The sequence below is a fragment of the Kitasatospora sp. NPDC094015 genome (assembly GCF_040304075.1).
Lineage (GTDB): Bacteria > Actinomycetota > Actinomycetes > Streptomycetales > Streptomycetaceae > Kitasatospora.
In genome coordinates, this window is record NZ_JBEOUL010000022.1 from 116,969 (window position 1) to 127,358 (window position 10,390).

At 73.6% G+C, this 10,390-nt stretch carries 11 protein-coding genes; 5 read left to right on the plus strand and 6 right to left on the minus strand.

The window, feature by feature from the left end:
* Window positions 1-18 precede the first annotated feature (18 nt).
* A complete protein-coding gene (locus tag ABT014_RS24270; protein ID WP_350641157.1) occupies window positions 19-1,641 on the plus strand; it encodes a DUF8823 domain-containing protein in 1,623 nt (540 codons plus the stop codon).
* 52 nt (window positions 1,642-1,693) lie between these two features.
* Here the strand turns inward: ABT014_RS24270 and ABT014_RS24275 are convergent, their stop codons facing one another.
* Window positions 1,694-2,653 (minus strand): GlxA family transcriptional regulator, encoded by a 960-nt coding sequence (locus ABT014_RS24275; RefSeq protein WP_350641158.1) that lies wholly within the window; start codon window positions 2,651-2,653, stop codon window positions 1,694-1,696.
* A gap of 116 nt (window positions 2,654-2,769) precedes the next feature.
* Here ABT014_RS24275 and ABT014_RS24280 point away from each other — a divergent pair, with 116 nt between their 5' ends.
* Complete coding sequence (locus ABT014_RS24280) at window positions 2,770-3,066, plus strand: putative quinol monooxygenase (protein WP_350641160.1); 297 nt, start codon at window positions 2,770-2,772, stop codon at window positions 3,064-3,066.
* A 62-nt stretch (window positions 3,067-3,128) separates the two neighbouring features.
* Here ABT014_RS24280 and ABT014_RS24285 read toward each other — a convergent pair whose 3' ends face one another.
* The gene (locus ABT014_RS24285; RefSeq protein ID WP_350641162.1) at window positions 3,129-3,530 is read right to left on the minus strand and encodes a hypothetical protein; all 402 of its coding nucleotides are present in this window, start codon (window positions 3,528-3,530) and stop codon (window positions 3,129-3,131) included.
* A 110-nt stretch (window positions 3,531-3,640) separates the two neighbouring features.
* A complete protein-coding gene (locus ABT014_RS24290) occupies window positions 3,641-4,600 on the minus strand; it encodes a hypothetical protein (protein WP_350641163.1) in 960 nt (319 codons plus the stop codon).
* A 743-nt stretch (window positions 4,601-5,343) separates the two neighbouring features.
* Here ABT014_RS24290 and ABT014_RS24295 point away from each other — a divergent pair.
* A complete protein-coding gene (locus tag ABT014_RS24295; protein ID WP_350641164.1) occupies window positions 5,344-5,964 on the plus strand; it encodes a glyoxalase in 621 nt (206 codons plus the stop codon).
* Window positions 5,965-5,976: 12 nt separating this feature from the next.
* Here ABT014_RS24295 and ABT014_RS24300 read toward each other — a convergent pair whose 3' ends face one another.
* Complete coding sequence (locus ABT014_RS24300) at window positions 5,977-6,897, minus strand: LysR family transcriptional regulator (RefSeq protein ID WP_350641165.1); 921 nt, start codon at window positions 6,895-6,897, stop codon at window positions 5,977-5,979.
* Window positions 6,898-7,021: 124 nt separating this feature from the next.
* Between ABT014_RS24300 and ABT014_RS24305 the strand changes: the two genes are divergently transcribed.
* On the plus strand, window positions 7,022-8,440 hold the full coding sequence (locus ABT014_RS24305; protein WP_350641166.1) for an MFS transporter: 1,419 nt from the start codon (window positions 7,022-7,024) through the stop codon (window positions 8,438-8,440).
* 102 nt (window positions 8,441-8,542) lie between these two features.
* Window positions 8,543-8,680, plus strand: coding sequence for a hypothetical protein (locus ABT014_RS24310; RefSeq protein WP_350641168.1), 138 nt, complete (start codon window positions 8,543-8,545; stop codon window positions 8,678-8,680).
* Here ABT014_RS24310 and ABT014_RS24315 read toward each other — a convergent pair.
* Entirely contained in the window at window positions 8,665-9,114 is a 450-nt protein-coding gene (locus tag ABT014_RS24315) for a DUF3237 domain-containing protein (RefSeq protein ID WP_350641170.1), read from the minus strand. The two genes, ABT014_RS24310 and ABT014_RS24315, sit on opposite strands and share 16 nt — an antisense overlap.
* Window positions 9,111-10,277: a flavin-dependent oxidoreductase gene (locus ABT014_RS24320; protein WP_350641172.1), complete on the minus strand. Its 1,167-nt coding sequence runs from the start codon at window positions 10,275-10,277 to the stop codon at window positions 9,111-9,113. Before ABT014_RS24320 ends, ABT014_RS24315 begins: the two co-directional genes overlap by 4 nt.
* Window positions 10,278-10,390: the final 113 nt, after the last annotated feature.

Here is a 10,390-nt window from a genome sequence, read left to right on the forward strand (position 1 = left end):
AGCTGGGAGAGAGCCCGCATGACCACCTGGGAGCCGGCCCTGCCCGCCGCCGTCGGGCGCCCCCGCCGCGTGCCGTGGCACCCGGTGGTGGCGGCGACCCTGCTGGCGGCCCTCCTGCACGCGCTCTGGGCGCTCTTCCTGGCCGCCGACGCGGGGGACCTGGCGGCCCAGTACGCCTGGACCGACTTCACCCGGGAGCACCCGGACTCGGCGTACAACCTCTCCTGGTACGGCGGCATGCACCCGGCCTCCTACAGCCTGCTGTCGCCCTACCTGATAGGGGAACTCGGGGTGCGCACCACCGGCGTGCTGGCCGGGACGGCGGCGGCGGCCCTGGCGGCCCTGCTGCTGGCGCGCTCCGGGCTGGCCCGGCCGATGGCGCCCGCGCTGTGGACGGCGCTCGCGCTCACCTGCAACGCCGTCTCGGGGCGGGTGACCTTCGCGGTCGGGGTCGCGCTGGGGCTTGCCGCGCTCGTCCTGGCGCTCGGCCCGCGGGGCGCCGCCCGTCGGGTGGCGGCCTTCCTGCTGGCCGCGCTGGCCACCATGAACAGCCCCGTAGCCGGGCTCTTCCTGGTGGTCGCCGCCGCCGCGCTGGCCCTGACCGGCCGTCGCCGCAGCGCCCCGGCCCTGGCCGCCGGGCCGGTGCTGGTGGTGGCCGGCACGGCACTGGCCTTCCCGTTCCGCGGCGTCCAGCCGTTCGACTGGTGGGTCGCGGCGCCGCTGCTCGCCGCGGTGGCGACCGGGGCGCTGCTGGTACCGCACGGCTGGCGGGCGGTGCGCGCGGGCGCCGCGGTGTACGCGGCCGGGGTCGCCGTCACCTGGGCGGTGCCCTCACCGGTCGGCAGCAACGTCGAGCGCCTCGCGCTGCTGTTCGCCGGCACCGTGCTGCTGGCCGCCGCCATCGAGGCCCGCGCGGGCGGCCGGCGGCGACTGGTGCTCGCGCTGGCGTTCCTGGCCGTCGCGGCCTGGCAGGTCGGCAAGCCGATCGGCGACCTGATCAGCACCGGGCCGTCGGCCGGCGAGAGCCGCCCGACCACGGCGCTGCTCGCCGAACTCCACCGGATCGGCGCCGACCTGGGGCGGATCGAGGTCGTCCCGCTGCGCTCGCACCAGGAGGCCTCGGCGCTCGCGCCGTACGTCAACCTGGCCCGCGGCTGGAACCGGCAGGCCGACGTGGCCCGCAATCCGCTCTTCTACGACGACACCCTGACCCCCGACTCGTACCACGCCTGGCTGCGCCACTGGGGCGTCGGCTACGTGGTGCTGCCGACCGCCCGGCCGGACGACGCGGCGGTCACGGAGGCCGCGATCGTGGCGGCCGGGCACGGCTGGCTGGCGCAGATCTGGCAGGACGAGGGCTGGCGGCTGTTCCGGGTCACCGACCCGGTGCCGCTGGTGGACCCGCCCGCCACGGTGCGGCAGGCCGGCCCGGCCGATCTGACGCTCGACGTGCCGCAGGCGGGGGAGGTGCTGCTGCGGATCCCGTGGTCGCCGTGGCTCGGGGTCGAGGGGGAGCCCGGAGGGGCGATCGGCTGCCTGGTCGCGGCGGGGGAGTGGACGGTGCTGCACGCGCCGGCGGCCGGCACCTACCGGATCGGCGCGCGGTACCGGCTGGCCCGGGGGGCGCCGTGCGGGGCCTGAGCCGGGACGGCGAGGCCGGTTCCGGCAGTTCGGCGGCTCGGTGTCCGGGGGTTCAGCGTCCGCGGAGCGCGCCCGCGGTGCTGCCGGTGCGTTCGCGCAGCAGCACCCGCAGGGTGTTGGCGTGCTCGTAGCCGACCTTGCGGGCGATCGCCTCCAGCGGCAGCCCGGTGGTCCGCAGCAGGTGGGAGGCCTGCTCCACCCGCAGGTCCTGGACGAAGCGCACCGGGGAGGTGCCGAGGGTGCGGCGCACGGTCCGCTGCAGGGTGCGTTCGCTGACGCCGAGCGCGCGGGCCGCCTCACCGACCCCGATCGGCCCGTCCAGGTGCTGCCGGGCCCACCGCTCGAAGCCGGCGACCAGCGGATCGCTCTGCGCCAGCGCGCTCGGGATGGTGTACGCGGACTGCGACGGCCGCTCGTCCACCACCAGGTAGCGGGCCACCAGGTCGGCCACCGCCGGGCTGGTCGCCCGGACGATCGCCAGCGCCAGGTCGACGTGCCCGAAGGCGGCTCCCGCCGTGGTCACCCCGTCCGAGACGGCCACCATCCGGGTCTCGTCCAGCGTGACCGCCGGGTAGCGCTGCCGGAAGAGCGGCGCCAGCCACCAGCTGGTGGTGGCCCGCCGCCCGTCCAGCACGCCCGCCTCGGCCAGCAGGAAGGTGCCGGTGCAGGCGGAGGCGATCGGCGTGCCCCGGCCTCGGGTCTCGGCCACCAGACGCCGTACCGACGCCGAGGCCGGCCCCGCGACGTGGTCGATCAGCGCCTCGGGCTGCCGCTGGGCCAGCGCCGGCACCAGCAGCAGGTCCGCCCCGGCGGCCTCCGCGGCCGGCCGGGTGGCGACCAGGTGGCCCGCGCCGGTGCGCACCCGGCGGCGGAAGCCGACGGTGGTGAGCTGCCAGGCGGGCGGGGGCGCCGGGAGTTCGGTGCGCATCGCGTTGGCGCCGTCGAAGACGTCGAGGATCGCGGAGAGTCCGGAGTCGAACACACCGTCGTAGGCCAGCACTGCTATCTCCATGGCGGAAACGGTATCGGACTCGTCGTTCGCGACTCTGGGTGATCGCCTCCGGCCCGCCTAGCGTGGGAGTCGTCCGGAACCCCGGGCACCCGACCCGACACCCACGGAGTGACACCATGAAGATCGGCCTGCTGGCCCGCATCGAGGCCAAGCCCGAGTTCGCCGACCAGGTGGCGAGCATGCTGGGCGACGCGCTGCAGCTGGCCCGCGAGGAGGAGCACACCGTCACCTGGTTCGCCTTCCGGGAGGGCGCGACCACGTTCGGGGTGTTCGACACGTTCGAGGACGAGCAGGGGCGCACCGCCCACCTGCAGGGCCGGATCGCGGAGGCGCTGATGGCGGCGGCCACGACGATGCTGGCCTCGCCGCCGGACATCCGGCCGGTCGACCTGCTGGCGGTCAAGCTCCCCTGAGCCCCCGGTGACCGGCGGCTGCGGGCCGCCGGTCACCCGGTCGGGGGCGGGCGCCGCGGTGCTCAGTCGGTCCGCAGGTAGCCGCCGCCGCGGCCGTCGACGTGCACCAGGTGCGACCCGACCCGGACCACCTGGCAGTCCGCCACCCGCCAGGCCCCGCACGGGCCGTCGCCGTCCGGCATCGGCGTCCAGATCTCGCGGAAGGTCGAGCCGTCGGTGTTGGTCCCGGTCTCCACCAGGTCGGCTCCGTCCCGGGTCAGCACGCCCTCGTCCTCGCCGGGCTCCCCGACGTCGTGGTGGAAGCGCACCCGGGTGCCGTCGTACGAGGTCACGCCGGCGAAGCCGCGGCTGTCCGCGTAGTGCTCGCCCACCTGGAGCCAGACCACGTACCCGTCCTCGCGCAGCGGCCCGCCGTCCCGGCTGATCCCGCGCCGCAGCCAGGCACCGCGCTCCGGGGCTCGCATCACGGTCTCCTCCTGATCACCGGCTCCCAGGATAGGCACCGGCGAGCGGCCCTACAGCCGGGCGAGAGAGATGTCTCGGACCGCCGTCACGAGGGAGCGAGGGCCCAGCATCATTCGAAGAGCTTGGTAGCGTCCCCGCCGATCCATTTGTCGCTGACGGTCACGGTCGCCGGGATGACTTCGGGGTAGCGGTCGGCCAGATACTCCTGTTGGACCTCCTCGCCGGTCCGCCGATCTGCGACTGTCTTCACGCCACTCAGCTTCATCTTCTTCAACGTGCCGATGACTTCCCCCGAGATGAGCGCATTGAATGCCTTGATGGCCTGCGCAGACTGTTGCACGCTGTCCCGGCTGACGATCCCGCGATTGACGTTGAGCATCGTGTTTGTGTAAACGGCTCGTGGGTCCTTTCCGACGAACTCTCGGCTGGCGTCCCCGATGAGGTCGAAGAACAGGTCGGCGATGCTGTCGGGCCAGCGCTCCGTGATGATCTCGTACGCGACGATCAGACCTGTCGCACTCGAGTGGCACTGCTTGCCCTTGCCCACAAGTCGGAGGATCCGGTCCTCGCCGATGGGCCACTCGGTCACGAGTTGTTGCAACCTCTCGGCGGAGAGCCGCCCGCTGGTCCATCGGGTCCAGTGAGTACCTGCCGCACGGTTGGCGAGGATCTTCAGCGCGGCGCCGTAGACGTTGGAGTTGCTCTGCTTCATCTCGGTGATCTGCGAGATGAAGTCACCTGCCGTACGAACCCGGCCCCCGTCGATGGCCGCGAAGGCCTCCGGGTCGAGGTTGTAGGTGACCTGCGCAGTGACCGTGGTGTTGGTTTCGATCAGCGCCGCGGCCCGGTGCTGTCCGTCGATGAGGCAACCGTGCCAGTCGAGTGCGAAGCCTTGATGGGTGGTACGGAACTGCCCGGCACGGAGAATGGTTTTGAACTTGTCGATGTTGGAGCGCTTCAGTGGCACACGATTGCATGTCCGCTTCTCCATCCACCCCGAGCACTTTTCGGGTGTCACCTCGGTGATCTCGGTGTACACAGCCGGCGCGTTGCCGCTTCCGTGCGTCATGGCGCGGTCCCTTCCCTGTGCACTGCGAGCGCCGGAACATGTCGGGCCGCGCGCAGTAGTTCTCTCCGTCGCCGTGATTCTAGAAAGTTCGGCGAACATACTTCATGGATTTTAGAAATGTAGTCACGATTGATCGTGATGGCGCTGGCCTCGCCGATGATCTGACTTTTTTTGATCGAAGGTGTCCGCTGATGCCCTGGAGTCGCATGGTGCTCGATGCGTGTGGCGCGGTGCTGTCCGAATGGCTACGTCATCGAAGCGGCAGAGCGATGGACGGCTTGGGTGGCTGGGCTGCGCGAGCACCCGCCATGCCTCCGCTCCTCGGACGTCGAGCCGACCGAGCTGCGTTCGGCCGGCTCGGGCTGCCTTGTAGCCGAGCGGCTCCTCTCGCGGAGCAGGGGGCATCTGGCCGACAAAACAGCGGGCTTGCCCAGGGCAGGACCGATGATCAGGGTGTCCTAGGCGGCTCGTGCTGCTCGGACAAACGGTTGTGGCTGCTGATCCGGGAACTGCTCGACGTGGCGAGAGGCGCGGCTGTCGGAGGCTCACGAAGCCTGTCGATGACCGTCACCGCTCGGCAGAAGCACGCCCGCCGCCGTCTTCCGGCGCTGTTGACGTTCCGGTGCTCTCGACACCAGTTCGCCGAGCGTCGGCCTGCCTCGGGCGTGGCGATCCTGGACCCGAGAGGAACCGGTCAGGATCGGAGAAGCCCCGGGCGGTGCGGCCCAACTAGCGTCGATGCCATGACCTCCATCGAATCCGTCACCCTCGACGTGGCCGACCCCGTGGCCGCCGAGCAGTTCTACCGGGCTGCCTTCGGGCTGGACACGCGGCTGCGCCTGCGGGCCGCGCAGGCACCGACGACCGGCTTCCGCGGGTTCACCCTCTCGCTGACGGTGTCCCGGCCCGCCACCGTCAGCGGATTCCTCGACGCCGCCCTCGCCGCCGGCGCCACCTCGCTGAAGCCCGCCGCCACGTCGCTCTGGGGCTTCGGCGGCGTCGTCCAGGCCCCGGACGGTGCGATCTGGAAGGTGGCGACCTCCGCGAAGAAGGACGCCGGCCCGGCCGCCCGGGAGATCGACTCGGTCGTGCTGCTGCTCGGGGTCGCCGACACGGCCGCGAGCAAGCGGTTCTACGTCGACCAGGGCCTCACCGTGGCCAGGAGCTTCGGCAGCAAGTACGTCGAGTTCGAGGCCGGCCCGGGCCCCGTCACGCTGGCGCTGTACAAGCGCCGCGCGCTGGCCAAGGACGCGGGCGTCGCGCCCGACGGCGGCGGCTCGCACCGCCTCGCGATCCGCGGCACCGCAGGACCCTTCACCGACCCGGACGGCTTCGCCTGGGAGGCCGAACCGGCCGCCGCCTGACCCGGGCAGGGCTCAGGCCGGCTGCGCGTCGGTCAGCGCCGTACGGACCTGGTCCCGGAACCAGCGCTGGGCGGGGTCGTTGTCGTGCCGGGGGTGCCAGCCCATCGAGATCTCGATCGGCGGCAGGCGCAGCGGGATCGGCAGCACCGCCAGGCCGAGCGGAGCGATCACGGGCGCCCCGATCCGCGCCGGGACCTGCGCGACCAGGTCCGAGGTCGCGACCAGGTGGAGCGCAGCGGCGAAGGTCGGCATCGCCGCGACCACCCGGCGCCGCAGGCCCACGGCCTCCAGCGCGTCGTCCAGCGGACCGCGCAACCGGCCGCGCCGGGACGTGGTCACGTGCAGGGCGCCGGCCAGCGCGGCCGGGGTGAGCGGACCACGGGTCAGCGGGTGCCCGGCCCGGACGACCGTCACCATCTCGTCGGCGAGGAGCGGTTCGACCCGGGTCTCGGGCGCCGGAGCGGTGATCACCCGGACCTCCAGGTCCGCCCGCCCGTCCCGCAGGACGAGGCCGTCGTGCCGGCGGCCCTCCGGGAGCAGGACGACGGCGACCCCGGGGGCCTGCGCCTGGAGCCGGGGGAGCAGCCGGGTGGCGAGGGTGGTGGCGAGCAGGTCGTTGGCGACCAGCGTGAACGTCTGTTCCAGCCGAGCCGCCTCCAGCGCGCGCCCCTCGGCGAACAGCGCCCGCGAGCGGTCCAGCACGGCCTTCACCTCGGGATGCACGGCCTGCGCGCGCGGCGTCGCCACCATCGACCGTCCGGAGCGGACCAGGATCGGGTCGCCGAACGCCGTGCGGATCCGCGCCAGCGTACGGCTCATCGCCGGGGCGGACAGCCCGAGCCGGTCGGCGGCGGCCGTGACCGAGCATTCGTCCAGCAGCGCGTCGAGGGCGACGAGGAGATTCAGATCGAGATCCCGAGCCGTGGCACCCACGAAACCGCCTCCCACCTGCACCCTTGCGTCTGCCGCAAGGCACTCTTGAACTCCGTGCATTTGCGGTTATGTTAGCCCGCTCCTAGCGTCGGCCCGGTCCTGATCCGAGACCGGAGGAGCGGCCGTGGAAGCGAAGCAGTTGACCGACCGGGAGGCCCGCGCCGCGTCGCCGGCGACGCCCGCGCAGCCCCCGCGGAGCGGGGAGATTCTGGTCCTGATGTCCCTGTGCGCCGGGACCTTGCAGGCGATGGCGGCGGCGATGAACCTCGCGGTGCCCTCGGTCGCGCGCAGCAGCCTGCACCCGAGCCCGACCGCGCTGGTGTGGATCGTGGACGCCTACCTGATCGCCTTCGCCTGCCTGCTGATCCCGGGCGGGGCGCTCGCGGACCGGCTCGGCCGCAAGGGCGTCCTGCTGGCGGGGCTCGGCCTGTTCGCCGGCGGCGGTTTCCTGGCGGCGTCGGCCGGGTCGGTCCCGCTGCTGATCGCCGGCCGCCTGGTGGCCGGCGCCGGCGCGGCGCTCGCCCTGCCGGTCACCCTCGGGCTGCTGATGCTGCTGATCCCCGCCCCCCGCCGCCCGCACGCCGTGGCGACCTGGACCACCTCGCTCGCCGTCGGGGGGATCCTCGGCAACCTCGTCGGCGGTGCGGTGCTCCAATTCCTGCCCTGGCAGGGCCTGTTCCTCGTGTTCGGCGCGGCCGGCGCGCTGCTCCTGGGCGCGGTGTCCCTGCGGGCGCCCCGCACGCCCCGGCGCCGGGTGCCGCTGGACGCGCCCGGCTCGGTGCTGCTGGCGGCGGCGATCGTGGCGCTGATCTTCGCCCTGATCGAGGGCCGCGAGCGCGGCTGGACCTCCGGCTGGGTGCTCGGCTCGTTCGCCGCGGCCGCCGTGATCGCGGCGGTGTACGTGCGGGTGGCGCTGCGCCGGCGCCACCCGCTGCTGGACCCCCGGGTGTTCGCGCTGCGCCCGGTGCGGGCCGGCACGGTCGGGGTGACGGCGGCCTTCGCCGGCGCGTTCGCCATGTTCTACGTCAACGCCCAGTACCTGACGCTCGCCCACGGCTACTCGCTCGCGCTGGCCGGGTGCGCGCTGGCGCCGATCGCCGTGGCGATGACGCTGGCCTCCCGGTCGTCCACCGCGCTGGTGCGGCGCTGGGGCGCCAAGCGGGTGGTCGCGCTCGGGTTCGCCGCGCTGACCGCGGGCCTGGCGGCCTTCTCCCTGGTGGGCGCCGGCACCCCGTACGGCCTGTACATCCTCTGCCCGGCGCTGGCACTGGCCGGCATGGGGCTGGCCCTGCCCTCGCTCTCCGGCGGCATCATGGCCGCGCTGCCGGCCGACCGGGCGGGCATGGGATCCGGCCTCAACGGCGCGGCGCGCGAGGTCGGTTCGGCTCTCGGGGTGGCGGCCATGGGGACCGCCCTCGGCGCCAGCACGGCCGGCAGCGGGGCTTCGGCGGCCGCCCTCGGCGCGGCGATGGACTCCGGGTTCCGCGCGGTCGCCGTCGTGGTGGCGCTGGCGGGGGTGCTGGTCGTCCGCTGGACCGACTGACGGGACGGCTCGGTCGGCCGGCGGCCGGGGCTCCTCGGTCGGTCGCCGCCGGGGCGCCCTCGGTGGTCAGGCGTCCGTGGAGTCGTACAGGATCTCCGGAAGGTGACCGAGTGCCCGGTGCGTGGCATCGCCGCCGAACTCGCCACGCATCGCCACATGCTCCACCACGCCTTCGTCCGGCGGCCCGGCCACGCTCGCCCGCCCGAGGGCGCCGGTGCCGCCACCTACCCCACCGCGTAGGCCTCGTAGTGGACCGCGTCGGCGGATCGGGCGGCGGAGGCCACCGCCAGGATGCCGTTGAGCCAGAGGTACCGCGCGTCGCCGGTCTCGAAGCGGCAGAAGAGGCGGAAGTAGTAGTCGGCCGGGTCGACCGCCGCTCCGCGGGCCAGCCTGCGCAGGACCTCGGGCGGCCCGTGGCGCACGCCGCTCGTGGTGAGCTGGAGCAGGGCCCCGTCGTGGGTGCGCAGGGTGGACCGGGTGTCGATGCTCGCCATCCCGTCCGGGTGCAGCACCTGCCAGTCCGCGCCCCCGGGGAGGATCTCGCCGGACAGCCGGGGCCCCTCGAACGTCCCGCCGATGATGTTGATCACCCGGCGGCGCCCCCGGTGCGAGGCGCCGAGGTCGAGCGGAGGATCGAGCCGCACCTCGAAGGCGGCCAGCCGTTCCAGCTTCACCGGACGCTCCACGAGGCCCGCCCGTTGAGCAGCGCCGGGTCGAAGCCGGCCGTCCGCTTGTAGGAGGCGGCGATCTCGGCCCGCTCCGCGTACGGGACGACCTGCTCGATGTCGTCGAATCCGCCCGGCGCCCGCTCGTGGGCGAGGCGCATCACGACCTCGGGGCCCTGCTGCCGGTTGGCGAGCTGGAGCGCGGTCGTCGCCGGTCTGCGCAGGTCCTCGTAGGCGGCGACCGTGCCGGTGGTGGCGAGCGAGTGCGCGAGGACCCGCGCGTCGATGATCGCCTGGGACGCTCCGTTCGAGCCGACCGGGTACATCGCGTGGGCGGCGTCGCCGAGCAGGACGACGCCGTCCCCGGACCAGGACGGGAGTGGTTCGCGGTCCACCATGGGGTACTCGTAGGCGGCTTCGGCGGCCGTGATGAGCGCGGGGACGTCGAGCCAGTCGAACGTCCAGTCGGCGAAGTGCCCGACGACGGCGGCCAGGTCCGTGGGCCGGTTCCAGTTGCCGCGCTCGGGCGGCTCGCCGTCCAGCGGGCGCTCGGCGATCCAGTTGATCAGCCGCCCGTCGCCGATCGGGTACGCCACGAACTTCTGCGTGCCGTCACCGGCCATGATCATGGAACGCCCGGTGAGGAACGGGTGGCCGTAGGTCGTGCCCCGCCACAGCACCAGCCCGTTCCAGGGCGGGGCGCCCTCGTCGGGGAAGAGCGCGGCGCGGACCGCCGAGTGGATCCCGTCGGCCCCGACGAGCAGGTCGCCGTCGTGCCGCAGGCCCTCGACGCGCACGCCCGTCCGGACCGCGTGCGGCCCGAGCCGCTCGCGGACGGCGTCCAGCAGCAGCATCTGCAGTGCGCCGCGGTGCACCGCGTACTGCGGCCAGGCGTATCCGGCCGCCAGTCCGCGGGGTTCGGACCAGATGGGCCGGCCGAAGCGGTTGAAGTAGGCGAGTTCGGCGGTGGGAACGCCGACCCCGGCCAGCCGGTCGGCCAGGCCGAGCTCGGTCAACTCCCGGACCGCGTGCGGGAGAAGGTTGATCCCGACGCCGAGCGGGCGGATCTCCCGGGCCGCCTCGTGGATGACGACGTCCTCGAACCCGACCGCGTGCAGGCTGAGGGCGGCGGCGAGTCCGGCGATGCCGCCTCCCGCGATGGTGATCCGCAACGCAAACCTCCCGTGGTGGATTGTTACGGCCGATGCCGAAGGCCCGGACGGCGGTGACCGCCATCATCAGGTAGAGCACCGGCGGCATCTCGGAGGCCCGCGCGATCAGCCAG

Excerpts from the sequence above, each read along its gene's own strand:
- ABT014_RS24285 (WP_350641162.1), bottom strand. The coding sequence starts at position 3,530 with ATGCGAGCCCCGGAGCGCGGTGCCTGGCTGCGGCGCGGGATCAGCCGG.
- ABT014_RS24270 (WP_350641157.1), top strand. The coding sequence starts at position 19 with ATGACCACCTGGGAGCCGGCCCTGCCCGCCGCCGTCGGGCGCCCCCGC.
- ABT014_RS24280 (WP_350641160.1), top strand. The coding sequence starts at position 2,770 with ATGAAGATCGGCCTGCTGGCCCGCATCGAGGCCAAGCCCGAGTTCGCC.
- ABT014_RS24275 (WP_350641158.1), bottom strand. The coding sequence starts at position 2,653 with ATGGAGATAGCAGTGCTGGCCTACGACGGTGTGTTCGACTCCGGACTC.
- ABT014_RS24295 (WP_350641164.1), top strand. The coding sequence starts at position 5,344 with ATGACCTCCATCGAATCCGTCACCCTCGACGTGGCCGACCCCGTGGCC.
- ABT014_RS24290 (WP_350641163.1), bottom strand. The coding sequence starts at position 4,600 with ATGACGCACGGAAGCGGCAACGCGCCGGCTGTGTACACCGAGATCACC.